This is a genomic window from Sphingobacterium sp. 1.A.4 (genome assembly GCF_002734245.1).
Classification (GTDB): Bacteria; Bacteroidota; Bacteroidia; order Sphingobacteriales; family Sphingobacteriaceae; genus Sphingobacterium; species Sphingobacterium tenebrionis.
In genome coordinates this window covers 120,933-142,164 of sequence record NZ_PEAZ01000041.1, presented here as the reverse complement: position 1 = coordinate 142,164, position 21,232 = coordinate 120,933, and the positions used below count along the sequence as shown (strand labels likewise).

At 39.2% G+C, this 21,232-nt stretch carries 25 protein-coding genes; 8 read left to right on the top strand and 17 right to left on the bottom strand.

From position 1 onward, the window contains the following. The first annotated feature begins 14 nt into the window (after positions 1–14). Positions 15–515, top strand: coding sequence for a 5-(carboxyamino)imidazole ribonucleotide mutase (purE, locus tag CRJ00_RS05780; protein WP_099365930.1), 501 nt, complete (start codon positions 15–17; stop codon positions 513–515). Between the two features lie 292 nt (positions 516–807). On the opposite strand, the gene CRJ00_RS05770 is transcribed toward purE, so the two are convergent. The 4 genes from CRJ00_RS05770 to bshA all read right to left on the bottom strand — a co-directional run bounded on the left by CRJ00_RS05770 (position 808) and on the right by bshA (position 4,416). Beyond that, the gene (locus CRJ00_RS05770; RefSeq protein ID WP_099365928.1) at positions 808–1,803 is read right to left on the bottom strand and encodes a sugar phosphate isomerase/epimerase family protein; all 996 of its coding nucleotides are present in this window, start codon (positions 1,801–1,803) and stop codon (positions 808–810) included. Between the two features lie 111 nt (positions 1,804–1,914). Then, complete coding sequence (gene frr, locus CRJ00_RS05765) at positions 1,915–2,478, bottom strand: ribosome recycling factor (RefSeq protein ID WP_099365927.1); 564 nt, start codon at positions 2,476–2,478, stop codon at positions 1,915–1,917. A 31-nt stretch (positions 2,479–2,509) separates the two neighbouring features. After that, positions 2,510–3,214, bottom strand: a complete 705-nt coding sequence (pyrH, locus tag CRJ00_RS05760; RefSeq protein ID WP_099365926.1) for a UMP kinase — start codon at positions 3,212–3,214, stop codon at positions 2,510–2,512. A gap of 53 nt (positions 3,215–3,267) precedes the next feature. Continuing rightward, positions 3,268–4,416, bottom strand: coding sequence for an N-acetyl-alpha-D-glucosaminyl L-malate synthase BshA (gene bshA, locus CRJ00_RS05755; RefSeq protein ID WP_099365925.1), 1,149 nt, complete (start codon positions 4,414–4,416; stop codon positions 3,268–3,270). A 93-nt stretch (positions 4,417–4,509) separates the two neighbouring features. On the opposite strand from bshA, the gene arfB reads away from it, so the two are divergent. The 6 genes from arfB (at position 4,510) to CRJ00_RS05725 (ending at position 8,894) form a co-directional block, all read left to right on the top strand. Further along, positions 4,510–4,920, top strand: a complete 411-nt coding sequence (gene arfB, locus CRJ00_RS05750) for an alternative ribosome rescue aminoacyl-tRNA hydrolase ArfB (protein WP_099365924.1) — start codon at positions 4,510–4,512, stop codon at positions 4,918–4,920. Positions 4,921–5,337: 417 nt separating this feature from the next. Beyond that, on the top strand, positions 5,338–5,709 hold the full coding sequence (locus CRJ00_RS05745) for a BlaI/MecI/CopY family transcriptional regulator (RefSeq protein ID WP_099365923.1): 372 nt from the start codon (positions 5,338–5,340) through the stop codon (positions 5,707–5,709). 16 nt (positions 5,710–5,725) lie between these two features. Further along, positions 5,726–7,099: a M56 family metallopeptidase gene (locus CRJ00_RS05740; protein ID WP_099365922.1), complete on the top strand. Its 1,374-nt coding sequence runs from the start codon at positions 5,726–5,728 to the stop codon at positions 7,097–7,099. Then, the gene (locus CRJ00_RS05735) at positions 7,099–7,920 is read left to right on the top strand and encodes a hypothetical protein (protein WP_099365921.1); all 822 of its coding nucleotides are present in this window, start codon (positions 7,099–7,101) and stop codon (positions 7,918–7,920) included. The genes CRJ00_RS05740 and CRJ00_RS05735 overlap by 1 nt, the downstream gene beginning before the upstream one ends. A gap of 94 nt (positions 7,921–8,014) precedes the next feature. Then, a complete protein-coding gene (locus CRJ00_RS05730; RefSeq protein ID WP_099365920.1) occupies positions 8,015–8,479 on the top strand; it encodes an energy transducer TonB in 465 nt (154 codons plus the stop codon). Positions 8,480–8,486: 7 nt separating this feature from the next. Continuing rightward, positions 8,487–8,894: an energy transducer TonB gene (locus CRJ00_RS05725; protein ID WP_180268424.1), complete on the top strand. Its 408-nt coding sequence runs from the start codon at positions 8,487–8,489 to the stop codon at positions 8,892–8,894. A gap of 18 nt (positions 8,895–8,912) precedes the next feature. On the opposite strand, the gene CRJ00_RS05720 is transcribed toward CRJ00_RS05725, so the two are convergent. After that, positions 8,913–9,191, bottom strand: coding sequence for a chaperone modulator CbpM (locus tag CRJ00_RS05720; protein ID WP_099365918.1), 279 nt, complete (start codon positions 9,189–9,191; stop codon positions 8,913–8,915). 3 nt (positions 9,192–9,194) lie between these two features. Further along, positions 9,195–10,127 (bottom strand): DnaJ C-terminal domain-containing protein, encoded by a 933-nt coding sequence (locus tag CRJ00_RS05715; protein ID WP_099365917.1) that lies wholly within the window; start codon positions 10,125–10,127, stop codon positions 9,195–9,197. Positions 10,128–10,277: 150 nt separating this feature from the next. Here CRJ00_RS05715 and CRJ00_RS05710 point away from each other — a divergent pair, with 150 nt between their 5' ends. Continuing rightward, on the top strand, positions 10,278–10,832 hold the full coding sequence (locus tag CRJ00_RS05710) for a ferritin (RefSeq protein WP_099365916.1): 555 nt from the start codon (positions 10,278–10,280) through the stop codon (positions 10,830–10,832). Positions 10,833–10,910: 78 nt separating this feature from the next. Here CRJ00_RS05710 and CRJ00_RS05705 read toward each other — a convergent pair whose 3' ends face one another. From CRJ00_RS05705 to CRJ00_RS05655, 11 genes are all read right to left on the bottom strand, one after another. Beyond that, on the bottom strand, positions 10,911–12,362 hold the full coding sequence (locus CRJ00_RS05705; RefSeq protein ID WP_099365915.1) for a S41 family peptidase: 1,452 nt from the start codon (positions 12,360–12,362) through the stop codon (positions 10,911–10,913). Positions 12,363–12,381: 19 nt separating this feature from the next. Continuing rightward, on the bottom strand, positions 12,382–13,104 hold the full coding sequence (locus tag CRJ00_RS05700; RefSeq protein ID WP_099365914.1) for a hypothetical protein: 723 nt from the start codon (positions 13,102–13,104) through the stop codon (positions 12,382–12,384). A gap of 78 nt (positions 13,105–13,182) precedes the next feature. Further along, positions 13,183–13,536 (bottom strand): GntR family transcriptional regulator, encoded by a 354-nt coding sequence (locus CRJ00_RS05695; protein WP_099365913.1) that lies wholly within the window; start codon positions 13,534–13,536, stop codon positions 13,183–13,185. Next, entirely contained in the window at positions 13,536–14,330 is a 795-nt protein-coding gene (locus CRJ00_RS05690) for a hypothetical protein (protein ID WP_099365912.1), read from the bottom strand. Before CRJ00_RS05690 ends, CRJ00_RS05695 begins: the two co-directional genes overlap by 1 nt. Next, positions 14,327–15,145: an ATP-binding cassette domain-containing protein gene (locus CRJ00_RS05685; RefSeq protein ID WP_099365911.1), complete on the bottom strand. Its 819-nt coding sequence runs from the start codon at positions 15,143–15,145 to the stop codon at positions 14,327–14,329. The genes CRJ00_RS05690 and CRJ00_RS05685 overlap by 4 nt, the downstream gene beginning before the upstream one ends. 151 nt (positions 15,146–15,296) lie before the next feature. Continuing rightward, a complete protein-coding gene (locus CRJ00_RS05680; protein ID WP_099365910.1) occupies positions 15,297–16,892 on the bottom strand; it encodes a M28 family peptidase in 1,596 nt (531 codons plus the stop codon). A 15-nt stretch (positions 16,893–16,907) separates the two neighbouring features. After that, entirely contained in the window at positions 16,908–17,345 is a 438-nt protein-coding gene (rpiB, locus tag CRJ00_RS05675) for a ribose 5-phosphate isomerase B (RefSeq protein ID WP_099365909.1), read from the bottom strand. A 27-nt stretch (positions 17,346–17,372) separates the two neighbouring features. Beyond that, on the bottom strand, positions 17,373–18,242 hold the full coding sequence (tatC, locus tag CRJ00_RS05670) for a twin-arginine translocase subunit TatC (protein WP_099365908.1): 870 nt from the start codon (positions 18,240–18,242) through the stop codon (positions 17,373–17,375). A 91-nt stretch (positions 18,243–18,333) separates the two neighbouring features. Next, entirely contained in the window at positions 18,334–19,695 is a 1,362-nt protein-coding gene (accC, locus tag CRJ00_RS05665; protein ID WP_099365907.1) for an acetyl-CoA carboxylase biotin carboxylase subunit, read from the bottom strand. Positions 19,696–19,699: 4 nt separating this feature from the next. Next, positions 19,700–20,173, bottom strand: coding sequence for an acetyl-CoA carboxylase biotin carboxyl carrier protein (accB, locus tag CRJ00_RS05660; RefSeq protein WP_099365906.1), 474 nt, complete (start codon positions 20,171–20,173; stop codon positions 19,700–19,702). Positions 20,174–20,239: 66 nt separating this feature from the next. Next, positions 20,240–21,229: a beta-ketoacyl-ACP synthase III gene (locus tag CRJ00_RS05655; RefSeq protein ID WP_099365905.1), complete on the bottom strand. Its 990-nt coding sequence runs from the start codon at positions 21,227–21,229 to the stop codon at positions 20,240–20,242. Positions 21,230–21,232: the final 3 nt, after the last annotated feature.

The window sequence follows — 21,232 nt, the reverse complement described above, 5'->3', positions numbered from 1 at the left end:
CAGAATATAGTAAGATGGAAAATCCAAAAGTAAGTGTCATCATGGGAAGTAAATCAGATCTTCCGGTTATGCAGGATGCTATTGAAGTTTTAAAATATTTAGGTGTTGAATGTGAAGTGACCATCGTTTCGGCACACCGTACGCCAAAGCGTATGTTCGATTTTGCAGAACAGGCTGCTGTGAGAGGGATTAAAGTGATTATTGCTGGAGCTGGGGGTGCTGCGCACCTGCCAGGGATGGTGGCGTCGATTACGACCTTGCCGGTGATTGGTGTTCCTGTGAAGTCGTCTAATTCTATTGATGGATGGGATTCGGTGTTGTCTATTCTGCAGATGCCAAATGGGATTCCGGTGGCTACGGTTGCTTTAAATGCAGCAAAGAATGCTGGGATTTTGGCCGCGCAGATATTGGCTACGGCAGATGATAAGTTGGTCGCTGCGGTGCAGGGGTTTAAGGATGAGTTGAGGGAGAAGGTGGAAGAGACCGCGGAAGAAGTGGAGAGATTAAGGTTTTAGGTGCTGGGGGTTAGGCCTTGGGCTTTAGCGTCATTGCGAGGAGGTACGACGAAGCAATCTTTGGACTTTGTCCTCCTGAGCGTAGTATTTGTCTTCCTGATTGTAGTTTTTGTCATCCTGAGCGAAGTCGAAGGATCTGTACGTATACAACCGAACAGATGCTTCGACTTCGCTCAGCATGACATGCGGGAAGATTGCTTCGTTCCTCGCAATGACGGGCTCCTCGCAATGACGGGTGTAAAGATTGCTTCGTTCCTCGCAATGACGAGAGAAATGCAATTTCTCCTAATCCTTATTTAAAATTCTTCTGCATATAATCAAAGCTTTTCTTAATACTCGCATATTTATCCGCAGAATAAATCTCATCCTGCTCCACATACGCATACTTCAATCCGCTTTCATTCGCAAAAGTAGCCATATTAATATAATTAATACTTCCAGTACCTACCTCCGTATACTTAGTCGTCCGAGTTATCTCATCCAAATTGATCGTATCCCTTTTTCCAGTCTTTGGATCCAACTTATTCTGATCCAAAGGAACAGAATTCGCTCTATCCATATCCTTGACATGCCATTGTGAAAACCTACCTGGATACTTATCAAAATACGTCTGCGGGCTTTCTCCCGCCTTATTGATCCAGAATAGATCCAGCTCAAAACTCACCAGATCAGGTTCTGTAAATGCCAATAGGATATCCAATCCCTTCGTTCCATTTCCAAATTCCTTAAATTCCCAGAAATGGTTATGGTATCCCATTTTAATCCCAGCCTTCTTCGACATTTCCCCAGCCTTGTTCAATTGTTCCGCCATATATTGATAACTGGCCACATCCAATTGGTTCAACTTATGCATAGGAGGAACGGGAACTACAATGAATTCCTGGCCTAGATTATGGGCAACTTCAATATATTTCTCCAGGTTTTCCTTATCCGTAATATCCTTGTCCAAATATTTCTGAAGATCATAATGCCCGGAATGTGTCTTCAAGTCATTATCGTTCAGGAATTTTTTGAGCTGATCCGTACTGATGCCCCAGTGGTTCCCATTACTTGGATCTGCCCCAAAAGTTTCTACATGTTTATACCCAATCTTGGCGATATTCTTCAAAGTTTCTTCGGGGTTCTGTGCGAGCAGATCCCTAACAGTGAACAATTGTAATCCGATATTGTGGAGTGGCGAATCAGAGCCTGGTTTTGCGTTATCACAGGATAAAAATTGGGGTGCAATTAATCCACCTGCGATACCTAAGCCTGCTAGCCTAAGGAAGTTTCTTCTTGATTGTAACATAGTGTTTTTAATCTGTTAATTGAATATAGCCAAAATATTTAGAAATAGTAACGAAAAAAAAAGGATTCTAAGTATAGAATCCTTTCATATGTGTTCGAAATTTGATCTGACTTATACCGTCATGATATCTTTTTCTTTCAATTCAGCTAATTGATCAACTTTAGCGATATATGCATCCGTTAATTTTTGAACTTCAGCTTCACCAGTTTTGATCTCATCTTCCGATGCACCGTCGTTCTTCAATTTCTTGATTGCTTCGTTCGCATCCTTACGGATATTACGGATAGAAACACGACCTTTTTCTGTTTCTTCTTTTGCTTTTTTCACTAGATCGCGACGGCGTTCCTCAGTCAAAGGAGGTACAGCCAATCGGATGATTGAACCATCGTTTTGAGGGTTCAAACCAATATTAGAATCCATGATTGCTTTTTCGATCACAGATAACATGGGTTTTTCCCAAGGTTGGATCACGATTGTTCTTGCATCAGGTGTATTTACATTGGCTACCTGCGCCAAAGGCGTAGAAGTACCATAGTAATCCACATAAATTCCATCAAGCATACCTGGGCTTGCTTTTCCCGCACGGATCTTCGTTAATTCAGTCTCCGTATGAGCAACAGCCTTTGTCATGCTTTCTTTGCATTCGTCCAGTTGAAGTGATATAAATTCGTTCATATCTTGATTGTATATTATCGTTATTATTCAGTTAACTAACTACGGTTCCAACATGTTCGCCCTTGGCCAATTTCAATAGGTTTCCTGGTTTGTTCATGTCGAAAACAATGATAGGTAGGTTGTTTTCTTGGCATAGGGTAAATGCCGTCATATCCATTACGTTCAGCCCTTTTTCATATACATCCGTGAAAGAGATATGATCGAATTTCTTCGCATTAGGATCTTTTTCTGGATCGGCAGTATAGATACCATCTACACGTGTTCCTTTCAATACGGCATCGGCATTGATTTCGATAGCACGTAAAGAAGCAGCGGTATCCGTTGTGAAATAAGGGTTACCGGTTCCGGCACCAAAGATCACGATACGACCTTTTTCCAAGTGGCGAACAGCGCGTCTGCGGATAAAAGGTTCGCAGATCTGTTCCATTTTGATGGCGGTCAATAAGCGGGTTTTCATCCCTGCTTTTTCCAATGCGTCCTGTAAAGCCATGGAGTTGATCACGGTGGCCAACATACCCATATAATCCGCTTGTACACGGTCCATTCCAGCTTTTTCAGCACTCAATCCACGGTAGATATTTCCACCGCCAATTACGATTGCGATTTCCATGCCTAAAGCATGAAGTTCCTGAATGTCGTTTGCGTATTGTTGAACACGATTAATGTCAATTCCGTAGCTTTGTTCACCCATCAAAGCTTCACCACTGAGTTTAAGGAGGATACGTTTGTATTTCATATTTGATTTTTGGAATATTTCCAAAAGCCAAAGATATGACTTTTTGCTTGCGATTAGTTAGATTTATTCTCTTTTTTTACCTTTTCGATCACCTCTTCATAAAATTTCTCATATCGTGGAACGATTTTGCTGAGTTCAAATTCCTTCGCTCGGGTCAATGCATTCTCCTTAAATTGGTTCAGCACCTCGCAATCTTTCAAGATATGGATGGCATTTTTTGCCATATCATCCACATCGCCCACATCGCTCAGGTATCCGCTGAATCCTTGCACGTTCAGTTCTGGAAGACCTCCTGTATTGGAGGAAATCACAGGCACTTTACAAGCCATGGCTTCAAGGGCAGCAAGACCGAAACTCTCTGATCCTGATGGCATAATGAACAGATCGGCAATGGAAAGGATCTCCTCGATGGCATCCTGCTTACCTAAGAAACGGATACAGTCGGTTATGCCCAATTCGCGAGCCTGCTCTTCGGCATTTCGACGCTCCGGACCATCTCCAACCATTAAAAGTTTACTTGGAACTTCCTGGATGATTTTATGGAAGATCTTGACCACATCGTCTACCCGTTTTACCTTACGGAAGTTGGAGGTGTGAACAATAATCCGTTCATGGTTAGGCGCGATAGCCTTTTTGAAGTGCTCATGGTTTTTATTGTGGAATCTATGAAGATCAATAAAATTAGGGATGACTTCAATATGATTGCTGATATCGAAATAGCTTAGGGTCTGTTCTTTAAGGCTATCGGAAACTGTGGTAACCCCATCGGATTTGTTGATCGAGAAGGTAACTACCGGGCTAAAACTTTTGTCCTTACCCACTAGGGTAATGTCTGTTCCGTGTAAGGTAGTGACTACCGGGATGTTGATGCCGTAGGTTGCCAAGATCTGTTTGGCCAAAAAGGCTACAGAGGCATGTGGGATAGCATAGTGCACATGTAAGAGGTCTAAGTTTTCAAACCGGACCACATCTACCAGCTTACTGGCCAGTGCGGTTTCGTAAGGAGGGAAATCAAATAAAGGGTATTGGTTGATCGCCACTTCATGGTAATATAAGTTTTCGGAGAAGAAATCCAATCGTGCAGGTTGGGAATAGGTGATGAAATGTACCTGATGTCCGTTATTAGCCAATGCTTTACCGAGTTCAGTTGCCACTACACCGCTTCCCCCAAAGGTCGGATAGCATACGATTCCTATTTTCATACGTTTATGTTTGTTGGTTTAAAGATAAGGATGCTTTATTAATTGTAGTGCAAAATTTTTATCAGTTTAATATTTATGCTAATTTTATTACAAATGAACTATAATCCAGAAGCGTTATTGAATGAATTGTCCTTTAGAACTTCCAGATCTGGGGGTAAAGGGGGACAGAATGTGAACAAAGTTTCGTCCAAGGTTACTTTGATATGGAATGTTACGGAGTCAAAGGTTTTTGATGAGCAGGAGAAGGGGATTATTCTGGAAAAATTGGCGAATAGGATCAATAAGGATGGGGAGCTTTTGATGGATTCTTCGGAGGATAGGAGCCAGTTGAGGAATAAGGATATTGTGGTTGAAAGGTTTTTGAAGGTGATGGAAGAGGCGGTGAAGGTGGAGAAGAAAAGAATTAAGACCAAGATTCCGAAGAGTGTGGTGTTGGAAAGGCTGGATCGGAAAAAGAAGCAAGGTGCTAAGAAATCGGACCGGAACTGGCGGTATAATCCGTAGGATTATGGAGTGGCGTCATTGCGAGGAGGCACGACGAAGCAATCTTTGGACTTTTTTATCATCCAGAGCGGTCCATGTCATCCTGAGCCGTCCATGTCATCCTGAGCCGTCCATGTCATCCTGAGCGGAGTCGAAGGATCTCTACGGGTACCAAATTTAGATGCTTCGACTACGCTCAGCATGACATGCGGAAAGATTGCTTCGTGCCTCGCAATGACGTGGGAAAGACACCTCGCAATGACGAAAGATTGCTTCGTGCCTCGCAATGACGATAAAAAAATAATTCCTTGAAAATCAACTAATTAAACCAAATTAACAAATAAAAACTAAAAAATTAGTTGATAAACTAAAAACTTAGTTATACCTTAGTACTATAATCGATTATAGGCAATATTGTCTTTTTTAATAAACACAAGTATGGACGAATTAAAAGAACTTACTAAAGCCGAGGAGCAGATCATGCACGTGCTATGGGAATTTGAAGGTGGATTTGTAAAAGATGTCATCGACCAATTACCCGCTCCAAAGCCAGCATATAATACGGTATCAACCATCATCAGGATCCTCGAGACCAAGGGTTTCGTGGGCCATGAATCCTTTGGGAAAAGCCATCGGTATTTCCCATTGATTCAAAAAGAAGAGTATAAGAAGTTAATTACAGGAAAACTCCTGCAGGGATATTTTGAAAACTCCGCGAGCAGCATGTTGTCTTTTTTCTTGGAAGATAAGAAACTGGATGTTCAAGAGTTGGATGATATCCTAAAACTGATTCAAAAACATAAGTCATAAACCTTATTTGATTGCCATGAACTATATTTTGCTTGTCAATATTTCCCTGGTATTATTTTATCTATTATATAGATACGGTTTAAAAAGGTTGACCTTTTTGAAATGGAATAGATTCTATATCCTATTGGGATTGATTTCTTCCATGCTGATGCCCATTGGATTATATATTTCCTATGAGGTTCCTCAGGCAATGGTCATCCAAATACCGGAACTAATTATCCAGGCCGGAATAGAAAATGTAGAACCTGCAGCATCACCTTTGCAGGAAGAAAAGCAGGAATGGAGCATTTCACAGATTGCTATGATCATCTACGGCTTAGGCATCGTATTAGGCATAGGAAGGTTGGTCTACCAATTTTTTCTAGTCAACCGACGAATCGCCAATCCAGCAGAAAATGAGAGTTTCTCCTTTTTTGGAACCATCAGTATGGGCGAAAAGGTAAAGGATAACAGTTTGATGAACAAACATGAAGAAATCCATGTTAAACAGGGTCATTCCTATGACCTCATGCTAATGGATATCATCTGTATCCTCAATTGGTTCAACCCGGTTGTTTACCTATTCCGGAAGGAGATGAAACTGCTACATGAATATTTGGTGGATAGCAATTTTGGCGATTCCAAAGTAAAATACGCGGAGCTTTTGTTGGCTTATGCCTTGAACACGAATCAGTATGCGTTGAGTTATGAGTTTTCCAATAAATCATTACTAAAAGAAAGAATTACCATGTTATTTAAAGAAAAAACGAAGAAAAACAGAATAATGATCTATTTCAGTGTATTACCGATTTTAGCGTTACTAATGGGTTTAACACAAGGCTTTAAGACATTAGATCAAGAAGAAGTTATTCAGCCCTTATTGGAAAAAACCGTGATGGAATCAAGCCAGGTTGGAAGGAATGAAGTTGAGGCAAATGAAGTTGGGTCAACCAAATTGGTTGCAAATGCACAAGTACTAACTGAGCAGGAATCCAATAAGGAATCATCTACTCCAATAGAAACAGGATCTATCAATCAGGCACAAGAAAAAGCTGCTTTAGACACCATAAAGCCTCAAAATAAAAAAGTGGTGGCTTTTGATCAAGTGGATTCACCTGCGGAATATCCTGGTGGACTAATGGCTTTTAGAAAAGAAGTACAGGAAAAAATTGTTTTTCCACAAAGCGCCATAGATGCTGGATTGAAAGGAACGGTACAAATTTCCTTTGTAATTGATGTTAATGGCAATTTGACTGATATCAAAGTGGACAAATCGTTATCACCGGATTTAGATCAAGCAGTTCTCAAAGCCTTAGAAAATACGCAAACTTGGATTCCTGCTAAGGCAAAAAATGAGAATGTACCAGTAAAATTTTCATTTCCTGTCAGAATGGATCTTTCTATTCAATAATGAAATTAAGGTTTCTTTACATCCTTTTTTTCATCCTCTTTGTTTCCTGTTCTGGGCCAAGGTTTATTAAAGAAGGGCATTTCTTTAGTGATATCGACCGCTATTTCAACCCTAAGGAAGAAATCAATGTTTGGTTATATTATAATTTTAAACATCGGGAGCAGGGACAATCAGGATTACGCCTCCAATCACTTTATCCCACAGATGAGGAATTGTTGAATAAGGCCAATCTCTTGAAAAGAGGGAACCGTATTTTATTTAGTGTGGTGCCCGAGATTCATCCATTTTATAATATGATCGCTGTTCAGCATCGTCGGGCTCTAAAAAACTTAAAGCAGTTTGAAAAGCAGGAATATCAAGGCGTAACCTACTATCAAAGAGATATCGCTCACGAAAAGTTTAAGATTCGGGAAGTGTACATAGAAGTTCCGAATAAAGATCCTTTGAGTTTTTTAGGTTATGTAAGCCATGCGGAAGACAGAAAAAACCCTTTGGCGTTATTTGATTACTTGGCAAAGATTAATGGTTTTGCTCTAAACAAAGAAAAGGACTATAAAATGGCCTGGCGTAGCCAAGGGATTTCCGATAGCCGATCTACTGCGATAAAAGCAACTATTCCATTGGAGCTTTTGAAAAAAGAGAAACAGCTTTTCCTAAAGGTATTTGAAAAGATAAATGATGATCAAGTCATTGCTTATTTTCAACTGCTGCAACATGGTGATCCTGCAGAAATAAGTTTAAAATTGGAACCAGGCACCTATTTTCTCGAATACCTGGATAAGAACTTAGCGTTTCAGAAAAGGGATACAATTTCCCATTAATTTTTAAAGCCCAAGAATATAGTTTAATCTAAGAATGTTGATTAATATTTAACTTTATTTGTATTTTTACAAAACCAAGTGAAAATCAATTATTATGAGGTTACCAATTATTCTTTCCAGTTTTGCACTTTTTGTTGTAAGTCAACTTCTTTTCGTGAATTTATCGTTTTCTCAGGAGGTATTACCAACACAAACCGCTGAACAGGATACGGTATATGATAGCACCTCATTGGAGAATTTTGGAAGAGAGGGTGTTGTTGCTGCAGAACCATTAAAAGGAATGACCAATTTTAGGAAAATGATTTTGAACAATTATCGATTGCCTGCTTCAGCTATTACCAATGGTGTAAAGGGCGCTGTAATCTGTTCATTTGTGATCACAAAGGAGGGAAAACTAACTGATGTTAAAATAGTTCAACATTTAGGCCATGGAACAGGCGAAGAATTAAGGCGTGTAATAAGGAGTTCTTCGAAGAAATATCTCTGGAAGCCAGGAACAGTTGATGGTCAACCAAAATCCATTCGATACAATATTCCATTTACCATATCTACTAATTAGGAACATTATGGACAAATTAAAGTATCTGACCTTCTTATTGGTGACTTTGATAGGTACAAGCGCTTATGCACAAGATAAAGCACCAGAACTTTCTCGGAAGGTGGACAAAATAGACCAAGTTCCTGAAGCAGAATTTGGCTTGAACGCTTTTCGCCATCAAGTGGCCAGTCTCTTTGTACCTACTCAAGAAGCCATTAAAGCAAAGACAAGTGGCACCTTGTTGGCTACTTTCGTTATCTCTAAAACTGGAGAACTGACCGATATCGAAATTGTAAAGGACATGGGTTACGGTATGGGGGAGGAATACAAACGTGTATTAAAGGAAATTGCGAAAAAAAGCAAATGGAAGCCAGGTGTGCATAATAATGAAAAAGTGGCAGTAAAATACGCACTTCCTTTACGATTTGCATTGTAACTTTCCGATTTGGCTAACTTATTTTCTCCCTGATTTGATCTCCCGGATTTCCTGCTGTAGGGATTCGATGCGGTCGATCAGGTTTTGCACCACCTCTATTCCCTGTACATTGATCTCCAGTTCATAATGCCATGTGGAAAATCTTTCCAAAACAATGATCTGTTCCTCTTCTATATATTCCTGTTCTTCTTGGTAAATAATCTCTATCAATCCATTGTTATGAAGTTCCTGGATAAAATCCTGTTCGATATTGTTGGATCGGCAGATATCGATTACCTTAAATAATGTCTTTTCCATAGTCTACTTCATTGAATCTGCTAATTGTTGAACAATTTTCTTTTGTTCCTCTGTTAAATTTTTGGGAAGTTTCACGTGGATTTCTGCATAGAGATCGCCATGTTCATCTTCCTTTTTATAGATCGGGAATCCTTTTCCCTTCAATCTGATCTTGCTGCCGTTCTGTGTTTCGGGTTTGATCTTCACGTTGATTTTTCCGCTAAGTGTTTCGACTAAGCTATCTCCTCCCAAAAGGGCAGTAGGTAGGTCGATGTCGATATGGGTATAGAGGTCATTCCCTTTGCGCTGGAATCTCGGATCTGGTTTAATATGGAACGTGATATATAGATCGCCTTTCGGTCCGCCGTTTACACCTTCTGCACCCTGACCTTTCAATCTGATCTTTTGGCCATCTTCCACTCCTGCAGGAATAGTGATACGGATGTTCTTTCCATTTACGGTAAAGGTTTGCTTGTGGGATTGGGACGCCTGAAGGAGGGTTAATTCCAAAGATGTCTCATAATCTTGTCCCCTGTAGCTTCCTCTTCTGCCCGAACTCCGACCTCCGGAAAAGCGGGAACCGAATAATTCTTCAAAAAAGTCGGAATATTCGCCGGTATCATAATTTCCGGAATAGTTGAAGTCAAAACCTTCAAAAGGATTTCCCCCTGCACCCTGTCGTGCTCCTTGTTGCTGACGGTACTGTTGCTGGGCTTTTTCATATTCTTCGCCATGCTTCCAATTTTCACCGTATTGATCGTATTTCTTTCGCTTCTCAGGATCGGTCAATACTTCATTGGCTTCATTGATCTCCTGGAATCTTTTTTTTGCATCTTCATCGTTTGGATTTAGATCGGGGTGGAATTTTCTTGCCAGCTTGCGGTAAGCTTTTTTGATGTCATCCTGGCTCGCCGATTTATCTAAACCGAGTACTTTATAATAGTCTAAAAACGCCATTTTATAATTTGATTTAAAAATAGAACAAGTGGAAGAGGGGTTTTGTTTATCCTCCCTCTACCCAAATGTACGACCTGAAATCGGGAAAGCAAAGATGATTATCCCAAAACAATGTGCGTTGCCAAGTGTTGATTAATAAAAAGAAATAAGATGAATACGAATAGACTTTCAAAGGCGATGGAATCGTCGCTAATCAAACAGATGACGAAGGAGAATCAGGCTTCACAGATTTACTTGGCATTAGGAATCTGGGCGGATACACAAGGATATGGTGGTGTTTCTAATTTTTTGTTCCGCCATGCACAAGAAGAACGTAATCACATGATCAAGATCATGATGTACATATTGGAAAGAGGAGGGACTCCGAAGGTGGAGGCTGTTGAGGCGCCTAAGACAATGCCAAAGAGCATGACGGAATGCTTCAATATGGTGCTTCAACATGAAATAGATAATACCAATGCTATTTATAACCTGGTGAACCAATCAATGGATGAAAAGGATTGGGCGACATGGAATTTTGCACAGTGGTTTGTGAAGGAGCAGATTGAAGAAGAGAAATTAGCACTTCAGTTGATCGATAAACTGAAGATTGCAGGTGGAGATCGTGCGACCGATGAATCGTTGTTTGCGTTGGATAAATTCTTGGAAAGTGCACCGGATGAGGTGACCTTGGCCAGGGAATCAACTGCGGATAATCCTGAATAAAGGAACTTCCGATGCCCACAGAAATTTGACCGTTTCTGTGGGCATTGGTTCATATAGCTCTTTTTTTGCTAACTTAAATTATTCTAGGATCCATTTTATTGCTTGGTTTAAGGTTTCTTGAGGATCTTGGGATTTTGTTAATATATCGGGAATGATTTGCCCTTTATAGACCTTTCCCAATCTGTCTTTTACTACCGCACTTGCTAAATTAAGCGCTCCACCATTAGATAGTGGAAAGAACTGATTAGCTGTTGTTAGTCCTGCTGTGTTTTCACCAATCAACTTTACATTTGGCATACCTATAAAAGAAATAGCGGTCATCTCCCCACTACTTGCTGTTTTAATACTGGTAAGAACAGCAATTTTATTTACCTTAAATCTTTTAGGCATAATTTTTAATGTTATTCTTCCAAATTTTCCAGCTGATGAATAGAGTGGTTGCTCCCCTTGATTTGTTTTAAATGTTATAATATTTCCATCTGCAATAAGCGCATTTAGACCAGCAATCATAGGATGCATATTTCCGCCCGAATTGGTTCTTAAATCAATGACCCATCCCTTTGGATTTTGTTGTTGTAGGGACAGAACAAGATCATTTAGGTGGTCGGCAAATGCTTGCTGACTTTCAGGAAAGGTAGACCCAAATCGAGGCACATTGACATAGGCAATTCTTTCATCGAGCATTTTTCCTGAGGGTAATTCAAGAGGAGACCTAGTTTTATTTTCTTCTATGGGTTTGCTGGTATATGCAATATATGCTTCCGGACTATAGTATTTGCTATGAAAATCCTTTGCCTTTCTCAAATGATTTAAATAGAAATTTACAACTTGTTGTGCGCCATTTTCTAGTGTTAAACCAGCTAATGCTGCAGGTGTTTGGGCGATGATATCTTTCCAAATTAAGCTATCATTAACAATGCTCATTTGTTGGATCTTTGATTTGATTTCTTCACTAAATTCAAGGATTTCCTTAGCAGGTGGAGTATTAATCCAATCTGTTTTTACTTCATCTATAAATAGATTTCCAAGTCCACCCATATTAACAAAAAGAATCATAGATTTGACCTCTGGTTGAACCAAAATGGAGAAGTTAACATCTTGCCATTCACCTGATTTGGAAGGATCAACAACTATTCGGCTTCCCTCTCCTCCAATTCTTTTTTTATTTTCATCAAAAAACTGAATAAAAAAATTAGCCACTAGCTGCTTGCTATCCGTTTTTATTTTAGAGGAAACTTGAAGCTTTGTTAATTTACTGATTTCAATCGAAAAAATATTGGAAGCCATTAACTTGGCTTTTACTTCCTTTTTGTTAAAATGTAGGCTGTGTTTACCTTGATGTTTATCGGAAGTGGTAATTCTTAGGATATTATTTAAAGTATCTTGATTATTCAAATACCATCCTTGTGGTTTTCCGTCAGAATTAAAACTTTCAAAATTACCATTTATGATTTGGGCGTGGGAGATACTTAGACCAAAAAGAAATAGTATGATAATTTTAAGGAGTTTGATAATAATATGAGCTATCATGTCACTTGAGATTTAAATATTAATGCTTATTATAGTAATCTAAGTTTCCACCTAATCCGATCTGATTGACCACCTTGCTCTTTTTTAATCCCCTGATATGGCTGAGTCCTGATAATTGGGCATCTAAACTATCTATTTTACTGACATTGGATACATCAATCAATGAATTTTCGATGTTTGCATTCAATCGATGGATATTATATCCTTGGAAGCTTAGCTTTGATTCGTCTTTGAGATTCACATTTAACGTGGATACAATTTTTATGGGATCTCTATAATATTCATGAAATGCAATAGTTGAATTTTTCGATATGGTGAAACTTTCAATGGAGGTCGTTACTGTATCTCTACTGCTGTATTCCACCTGACCATTAAGATTATTTAATAGGAGTGATTTTATTTTTTGTGCAGAGAGGCTAATTACTATCTTCTTGATCTTACTGCCTTGTAAATTCAGGATTAATTGCCTGTTTTTTATTTGATGATCAACCTCCATTAAATAATAGGGAGACATACATTCTAATCGTGCCTTTTCATCATCTTCGTTAATTTCCAATAACACCAAATCCTTGTCGCCGTTGCCATTTATCACGATATCATCAATATCATCAAGTGAAATAGGGTCTGCGGTTACATCATGGCTAAAATGGAGCATGAATTTGGATATAGGATCTTTGGTAACCGGATCTGCCTTCAAGTCTTTGGAAGAGAGGATAGGATCAATACGGAGTAAACCACTCAAGGGTGCTAGTAGAAAAAATCCTGAACATAAAATTAATAGTGTTATGAGGATAAATATATTGGTATTTTTCATGATTGCTTAATTATCGTTATATAGTTGGATTAATTCTTCTCTACTGATGCCTAACAGTTTTGCCATTTGAAAAAAGTTTGGGGCTTCATGTAGAAGGAAATTTGATCGCCTAGCGTGTAGAATCCTATCTTTCGCATCCAAGGAAACAAAGAACCCTAAACCTCTTTTATTATAGATGATTTCATCTTGTTGGAGTTTATCATATGATCTCATAACCGTGTTCGGATTCACTTCGATCAAAGCTCCCAATTCGCGTACAGAAGGGATCTTTTCGTCCAATTTCCATTCATCCTTTAGGATTTTTTCCATCACCAAATCAATTATTTGAATATATATGGGTTTTTCATTGGAGAATTTCATCAGTGTACCTCCTTTTCTTTTAGAAGATAGTAAAAGCTTATGTATGCGAAGATGGCTGCAATACTTCCCAATACAAACGGATAAGCTTTTACATAGGTTTCATTATTGATGTATTGTGAATGTGCTCCTGACCATAATTTATCCATTGCGAGGTCTGAAAAGAAAATATAAGCAATGATGATAAAGGTGGATTTTATCCTGCTATATTTTCGGAAATATAGGATACTTACCAGATAAATGGGTAGAAATAGGAAGAAAATAAAGCTATATTTTAATACATCTAAGTTTATATTGGCATTATATAGAATACTATTATCTGGGATTTCTGTGTACAGATAACCTAATTTATCATAGCCTTCCTTTGCTAAATCCAGGTAATTGAATTGTAAATAAAGCTGAACAACAAAATTGCAGAGCAAAATCAAAATCAAATTGAGTAAGAAAACGAAGCTACAAAAGATCACAATTCCAAAAAATCTGTCTATAGTTTTTAATGGAAGAGTAAATTCAACCGGATTGTAGATGTTTTTTTGAAGAATAATAAGATTAAGGAAGGGTAAAAGAACAGCTAGAAAAGGCGCACTATTAAAATAGGTCCGCTCTGCAAGCTGTACCGCAGTAATATAATTCTTTGCAGTATCAAAACCATTTTTTTCTGATAGTATACTTAAGGTATTGTGGTTGCTAAAATAGAATAATATGCCAAAGCCAATCAAAGCAACCAGTATAATTGAGGTTAAGATGGATTTGTTCCCTTTGAAGATGAGTAAGGCGTAATTTAAAGCTGCTTTCATTTCACTGTAGTTTTTGAAGTATTAATAAATGCATTGAATAAAAATTCAATGTCCATGTTGGAGGTTGCCTCCGTCCTATTGACAATCAGGTATTTATTTCCGATAACCTCTTCAGTTTGAAAGATAATCTCATCTCCAGGAGTGATTTCTGAAGTAATGGCATATTGATCGTTGATGTCGGATAGGCTTTTATCTAAAATTAATTCACCATGATGAAGGATCAAGAGGTGATCGAGCAGCTGATCGATATCTCGGATTTGATGGCTGGCAATGACCACTGTTTTTTCAGGAGTGAGGCTATTGGCCAATAGCCTTCTGAATATAGTTTTGGATGGGATATCTAATCCATTGGTCGGTTCATCCATCAACAGAACGGCCGTATTACAGGCTAATCCAAATGCCAGATGTACTTTTTTACCTTGACCTAAGGAGAGACTGCTTAGGTGACTATTAGGATCAATTTGAAATTCCTGTAAATAGTTTTCAAATTCGGTATAATTAAAATTGCTGTAAAAATTACCGTACATCCTACCGAAATCATGGACATACAAATAAGGCAGATTGGTCGTGTCTCCCAAATAAAATACCTGGTCGAAGTATTTCCCTGAACGTTCCTTGCTATTTATCCCTCTGAATTTAATATCACCTTCTTTGGGGAGAAGAAGACCTTCCATCAATTTGATCAGGGTGGTTTTTCCTTCTCCGTTCAACCCCAATAATCCGTAGATAGTTCCAGGTTGGAGATTTAAAGAGATATTTTTTATTATTTTTCTTTTTTTGGTATACCCATAGGATACCGAATTGACGGTTAACATAGGCTTATTGTTTTAGTGTATTAGTATGTTAGTACACTACAAATATAAGCTAGGATTTTTAATTTCCAAGAATTATTTAAAAAAAAGCTGTCCTGGAGATTTTCATTCCAGGACAGCTCAAAAAGCCTTTAAGGCTAAATTATCTTATATTTTATCTTCCGCTAGCAGGAGGAGGGGTTTTATCAACCACTAATTTTTTATCGCGGTTAGCGATTTCCCATGCCGTATGGAACACTAATTTCTCGCGTTTTGCCATCATAGGGAAGTTGATTTTATCTACCGTATCGTTCGGCGTATGGTAATCTGGATGTAATCCGGAGAAATAGAAAATCACTGGAATATTGTGTTTAGCCAAATTGTATTGGTCTGAACGGTAATAGATGCGCATAGGATCCTTTGGATCATCGTACATATAATCCAATTCCATCTGTGTGAAATCCTGGTTTGCTTTCTCATTGATCGCTTTCAATTCGGAGCTCAACATTTCTGATCCGATGGCATGGATATAATTATGGTTTCCTTCCAAATGTTTATTGTCGATACGGCCGATCATGTCCATATTCAAACAGGCTACCGTATTTGCTAATGGGAAAACTGGGTTCTGGGAATAGAAATCGGATCCAAGAAGGCCTTTTTCTTCCGCTGCAAAAGCCATGAACAAGATGGTTCTACGAGGACCTCTACCTGCTTTTTTTGCAGCTGCAAAAGCTTTCGCAACCTCCATCACACCTACCGTTCCAGAACCATTATCATCAGCTCCTGGAAAGAAAGTGCCATCTGGCAATACACCATCATGATCATAGTGACCGGAGATGATCAATACTTCATCCTTAAGGTCAGTTCCCTCGATAACACCTAGTACATTTGGATCGAATAGATCTTCTTTTTTAGAACCCATGCTCGCATTCAAGGATGCTTTCAGGACCGAAGAATTAGGTTTTTTTGTCGAGCTAACAGTTTGCTTGAATTTACTAATCGATGTATTGTTTGCAGCCAATATCTGGTTAGCAGTTGCTTCTGTAATATTTACTACTGGAGCTGCGGTGCTGTTATTTGTAGTTTCTTTATCTGATGATTTCAACCTGTAACTTCCGCTGGTCATTCTTGATCCAAAACGTTTGATCATTTCCGCTGCTTGAGAGTTAGCGGACAAGATCAAGGCTGGGTTTTGTTTCATGACTTCTTGAAGTCTTTTAGAACGACTGGTCGACCAATCCGATAAGGTGGAAGTTCCAGTGATCAATGAGTTTCCGGAGGCATCCATAGGTTCGCCTTCGTTGATGACCAAAACTACTTTACCAGCTAGATTCTGTCCAGCATAGTCACTATAAGATGGCGTATTAATTCCATATCCAACGAATACAATCTCTGAAGCATTGAAGTTTCTGAAAGCATTGGATCCTGTTACATAAAAATCTTTGGCATTGACCAAGGTTTGGTTGTTCAGGTTGAACTGCTCCACCACATATGAAGATTTAACAAGGTTCACAGGCTGATAATAAGAACCATTTACAGCTGGTTTTAAACCTAGTTCCTGGAATACCTTGGCGATGTATTCTACGGTCTTTTTACCACCTTCTTGCCCAGTTCCACGACCGGCAAATTCTTTCGAAGCAAGAATGGTAAGATGTGACTTTGCAGATTCTTCGGTTAAAAGGTCTGCATACTTCTTTTGAAGGGTATGTTGATTGACCGAACAGCTGAACAGCGTAGGGATCAACAAGGATACAAAAAAGAACTTTTTCATATGGTTTTATATTGGTTATGAACAGGAAATCTTATTTACGCGGTTAGCGTGGCGGCCACCTTCAAAGTCAGTGGTCACGAATGTACGAACAATACGTTTTGCTAGATCTAGATCGATAAAACGAGCTGGGATACATACAATATTAGCATCGTTATGCTGACGAGCCAATGCAGAGATTTCTTCCAACCAGCAGATTGCTGCACGGATTCCCTGATGTTTGTTCGCCGTAATGGCAACTCCGTTTGCACTTCCACAAATTAAGATACCCAAATCGTTCTCTTTGGTCTCTACACTGCTTGCCACAGGATGAGCAAAATCTGGATAGTCTACTGAATCTGCAGTACTCGGACCAAAATCTTGAACAGTATATCCCAATTCTTCCAAAAATGGAATCAAGGCTGCTTTGTAATCTACACCGGCATGATCACTGCCAATTGCTATTTTTTTAGACATAATCTATAAGTTATGGATTTCTATAATTTATGAATTGTAAAACTCTTTTTCTTCTTGTTCTTTTCGCTTCTTCACATTTGCGGAAACCATGATACTCACCTCATACAGAATGAACATTGGAGCACTCACAGTCAGTAAGGTCAGGATATCTGCCGTAGGCGTAATGATTGCTGCGATAGTTAAAATGATTAAAATAGCATATCGACGGCTAGCACGCATGAACTCTGGGGTCATAATACCAATCTTTGATAAGATGAATATCAGGATAGGTAATAGGAAGATAATTCCACAACCTAAGGTCAGGGTTGCAATGGTCGATAACCAGTTATCCGTTGTAAAGTTGTTATGGATCTCAGGACTTAGGGTATAGTTTGCTAAGAAATTGATGGATAAGGGTACTACAATGAAATATCCAAACAATGCACCTAAGAAAAATAATATGGTGGCATAAAATACGAACCCTTGTGCTGATTTTCTTTCAATTTTGGTCAATGCTGGTTTTATAAATAACCAAACTTCAAATAGAAGATAAGGAAATCCCAAGAACAAAGCAATTAATAAAGATCCGTTAATAGTAAGCATAAATTGGGATCCAACCTCTGTGGAAATTAAATTGAAATTTAAATTCTTAACGCAGAACCCTTCCAGGTTTAGGGCATCGCCCACTTTGCACATCATTTGATACGTCCAAAATTCTGGTTTTTTAGGCCCCATAATGATGGTATCAAATAGTTGTTCGAAATAAGAAAAGGAAATTATCGCAAATATGGAAATAGCAATTACCGATCGGATGATATGCCATCTCAGAACTTCAAGGTGGTCGAAGAAAGACATTTCTGCCTCAATATTCTTTCCTTTATCCTTGATCGCCTGTATAAGTTTGATATTCTTTGACATGTAATTTTTTTACGCGTAATTTAAGTCGTAATAAACAAAAATACCATTCTTCTGCAGAAGAATGGCATCTTTTGTATTTGTAAAGTAAATTTTATACACTTTCCTCATCAGGATACTCCGTAAGATCGAAAGTTTCCATGAATTTGGTGGTAAAATTACCCGCTCTAAAGTTCGGATCATTCATTAAACGCAAGTGTAATGGGATGGTTGTCTTCACACCTTCGATCACGAATTCGCTTAATGCACGAGACATTGTATTGATTGCTTCCTCACGTGTTTGAGCCACACAGATCAATTTCGCAATCATGGAATCGTAGTTTGGTGGAATCGAATAGCCCGAATAAACATGCGTATCAACACGAACCCCATGTCCTCCTGGAGAATGGAAATTGGTGATCTTTCCTGGTGATGGACGGAAGTTGTTGAACGGATCCTCTGCATTGATACGACATTCGATCGCATGCATGGTTGGCTCATAACTTTTTCCTGAGATAGGAATGCCTGCTGCCACTTTGATCTGTTCTTTGATCAAATCGAAGTTGATCACTTCCTCTGTAACCGGGTGTTCTACCTGGATACGGGTGTTCATCTCCATAAAATAGAAGTTACGGTGTTTGTCAACCAAGAACTCGATGGTTCCTGCACCTTCATATTTTACCGCTTGCGCACCTTTGATGGCTGCTTCACCCATCTTCGCACGAAGCTCAGATGTAATGAATGGGGAAGGAGCTTCCTCAACCAATTTCTGGTGACGTCTTTGGATGGAACAGTCACGCTCTGAAAGGTGACATACTGTTCCATATTGATCTCCGATTACCTGGATTTCAATATGGCGAGGGTCTTCTACAAATTTCTCCAGGTAGATGCCGTCGTTTCCGAATGCAGCACCTGCCTCTTGACGGGCAGAATCCCAAGCAGGTTCAAATTCTTCATCTTTCCAAACAATACGCATACCACGGCCACCACCACCGGCAGTAGCTTTCAAGATGATAGGATATCCGATCTCATTGGCAATTTTGATCCCCGATTTAACATCAGGAACCAAACCATCAGAACCAGGGATAGTAGGTACTCCTGCATTCTTCATGGTTTCTTTGGCCGAAGCCTTATCGCCCATGCGTTCAATCTGTTCCGCAGTTGCACCAATAAACTTGATGCCATATTCTGCACAGATTGCCGAGAATTTCGCGTTCTCCGATAGGAAACCATATCCTGGGTGGATTGCATCTGCATTGGTCAATTCCGCTGCAGCAATAATATTTGGAATATTTAAATAAGAATCTTTACTTGCTGGAGGGCCGATACAAACTGCCTCGTCCGCAAAACGAACGTGCAAGCTGTCGCGATCGGCTGTAGAATATACAGCCACGCTCTGAATCCCCATCTCTTTACAGGTACGGATGATACGAAGCGCAATTTCCCCTCTATTGGCAATTAATATTTTTTTGAACATATTTCTAGCTAGGATCTACTAAGAATAAAGGTTGATCGTATTCAACTGGTTGCGCATCATTTACTAAGATCTTCACAATCTTACCCGATACTTCCGACTCGATTTCGTTGAATAATTTCATCGCTTCAACAATACACAATACTTTTCCAGGAGCGATTTCATCGCCAACATTCACAAAAACAGCTTTGTCTGGACCTGGAGAACGGTAGAATGTACCGATGATAGGAGATTTCACAGTAATGTATTTTGAGCTGTCATCAGCAGCTGGAGCAGCCGGTGCAGCAGCAACAGGTGCAGGAGCAGCTTGTGGTGCTGCAACAGCAGGTGCTGCGGCAGGAACAGTTGCAGTTACATAAGTAGGCTCCTGATTTGTTTTTATTGTAATTTTGAAATCTTTTTCTTCGATTGATACTTCATTCACACCTGATTTTGAAACGAACTTAATCAGATCCTGAATTTGTTTGATATCCATACTCATATGCTAGCAGGTTTTGTTTAATTATTGTAAAAATGATTAGCTATAAAGGTAATAAAATCTATTGTATTAGTATGCCCATTTCAAATAAATAGAGCCCCAGGTAAATCCACCTCCAAAAGCCGCTAATATCAAATTATCGCCTTTTTTCAGCTTGTTTTCCCATTCCCATAGACATAAAGGAATAGTTCCACTGGTTGTATTTCCATATTTTTGGATGTTCACCATCACCTTTTCCTCAGGTAGTCCAGCGCGTTCTGCTGTGGCATCAATAATGCGTTTGTTCGCTTGGTGAGGAACCAACCAGGCCACATCTTCTGAGGTCAAGTTGTTTCTTTCCATCACTTCCGCAGCAACTTCCGCCATATTGGTAACCGCAAATTTGAACACTGTTCTTCCTTCTTGGTAAGCATAATGTAAGCCTGCATCCACTGATTCATGTGAGGCAGGGTACATAGAACCTCCACCTTTGATGTTCAGGTATTGTCCACCAGATCCATCTGTTTTTAAGATAGAATCGATTACACCATTTCCTTCTTCGTTTGGTTCCAGCAAAACTGCTCCACAACCGTCTCCAAAAAGGATACAGGTATTTCTATCTTTATAATTGACTACAGCTGACATTTTATCGCCACCTACAACCAATACTTTTTTGTGCTTGCCCGACTCAATGAACTGAGCTCCGGTAGTTAATCCGAATAAAAATCCAGAACAAGCGGCTTGTAGATCGTATCCCCAAGCGTTTTTGGCGCCGATTTTATCGGCAAGGATATTGGCAGTTGCTGGAAACAACATATCTGGAGTACTTGTACAGAAGATGATCAATTCAATTTCTTCAGCAGAGATTCCTCTTTTTTCCAATAATCCTTTTACTGCTGGAACGGCAAGGTCTGATGTTGCTTTTCCTTCGTCTTTTAAGATCCTTCTTTCGCTGATACCTGTACGTGTAACGATCCACTCGTCGTTGGTATCCACCATGGTTTCCAACTCTTTGTTCGTTAGGATATAATCAGGAACATAACCATTAACAGCTGTAATAGCTGCATGAATTTTTGACATATT

Excerpts from the sequence above, each read along its gene's own strand:
- purE (WP_099365930.1), top strand. The coding sequence starts at position 15 with ATGGAAAATCCAAAAGTAAGTGTCATCATGGGAAGTAAATCAGATCTT.
- CRJ00_RS05770 (WP_099365928.1), bottom strand. The coding sequence starts at position 1,803 with ATGTTACAATCAAGAAGAAACTTCCTTAGGCTAGCAGGCTTAGGTATC.
- frr (WP_099365927.1), bottom strand. The coding sequence starts at position 2,478 with ATGAACGAATTTATATCACTTCAACTGGACGAATGCAAAGAAAGCATG.
- pyrH (WP_099365926.1), bottom strand. The coding sequence starts at position 3,214 with ATGAAATACAAACGTATCCTCCTTAAACTCAGTGGTGAAGCTTTGATG.
- bshA (WP_099365925.1), bottom strand. The coding sequence starts at position 4,416 with ATGAAAATAGGAATCGTATGCTATCCGACCTTTGGGGGAAGCGGTGTA.
- arfB (WP_099365924.1), top strand. The coding sequence starts at position 4,510 with ATGAACTATAATCCAGAAGCGTTATTGAATGAATTGTCCTTTAGAACT.
- CRJ00_RS05745 (WP_099365923.1), top strand. The coding sequence starts at position 5,338 with ATGGACGAATTAAAAGAACTTACTAAAGCCGAGGAGCAGATCATGCAC.
- CRJ00_RS05740 (WP_099365922.1), top strand. The coding sequence starts at position 5,726 with ATGAACTATATTTTGCTTGTCAATATTTCCCTGGTATTATTTTATCTA.
- CRJ00_RS05735 (WP_099365921.1), top strand. The coding sequence starts at position 7,099 with ATGAAATTAAGGTTTCTTTACATCCTTTTTTTCATCCTCTTTGTTTCC.
- CRJ00_RS05730 (WP_099365920.1), top strand. The coding sequence starts at position 8,015 with ATGAGGTTACCAATTATTCTTTCCAGTTTTGCACTTTTTGTTGTAAGT.
- CRJ00_RS05725 (WP_180268424.1), top strand. The coding sequence starts at position 8,487 with ATGGACAAATTAAAGTATCTGACCTTCTTATTGGTGACTTTGATAGGT.
- CRJ00_RS05720 (WP_099365918.1), bottom strand. The coding sequence starts at position 9,191 with ATGGAAAAGACATTATTTAAGGTAATCGATATCTGCCGATCCAACAAT.
- CRJ00_RS05715 (WP_099365917.1), bottom strand. The coding sequence starts at position 10,127 with ATGGCGTTTTTAGACTATTATAAAGTACTCGGTTTAGATAAATCGGCG.
- CRJ00_RS05710 (WP_099365916.1), top strand. The coding sequence starts at position 10,278 with ATGAATACGAATAGACTTTCAAAGGCGATGGAATCGTCGCTAATCAAA.
- CRJ00_RS05705 (WP_099365915.1), bottom strand. The coding sequence starts at position 12,362 with ATGATAGCTCATATTATTATCAAACTCCTTAAAATTATCATACTATTT.
- CRJ00_RS05695 (WP_099365913.1), bottom strand. The coding sequence starts at position 13,536 with ATGAAATTCTCCAATGAAAAACCCATATATATTCAAATAATTGATTTG.
- CRJ00_RS05690 (WP_099365912.1), bottom strand. The coding sequence starts at position 14,330 with ATGAAAGCAGCTTTAAATTACGCCTTACTCATCTTCAAAGGGAACAAA.
- CRJ00_RS05685 (WP_099365911.1), bottom strand. The coding sequence starts at position 15,145 with ATGTTAACCGTCAATTCGGTATCCTATGGGTATACCAAAAAAAGAAAA.
- CRJ00_RS05680 (WP_099365910.1), bottom strand. The coding sequence starts at position 16,892 with ATGAAAAAGTTCTTTTTTGTATCCTTGTTGATCCCTACGCTGTTCAGC.
- rpiB (WP_099365909.1), bottom strand. The coding sequence starts at position 17,345 with ATGTCTAAAAAAATAGCAATTGGCAGTGATCATGCCGGTGTAGATTAC.
- tatC (WP_099365908.1), bottom strand. The coding sequence starts at position 18,242 with ATGTCAAAGAATATCAAACTTATACAGGCGATCAAGGATAAAGGAAAG.
- accC (WP_099365907.1), bottom strand. The coding sequence starts at position 19,695 with ATGTTCAAAAAAATATTAATTGCCAATAGAGGGGAAATTGCGCTTCGT.
- accB (WP_099365906.1), bottom strand. The coding sequence starts at position 20,173 with ATGAGTATGGATATCAAACAAATTCAGGATCTGATTAAGTTCGTTTCA.
- CRJ00_RS05655 (WP_099365905.1), bottom strand. The coding sequence starts at position 21,229 with ATGTCAAAAATTCATGCAGCTATTACAGCTGTTAATGGTTATGTTCCT.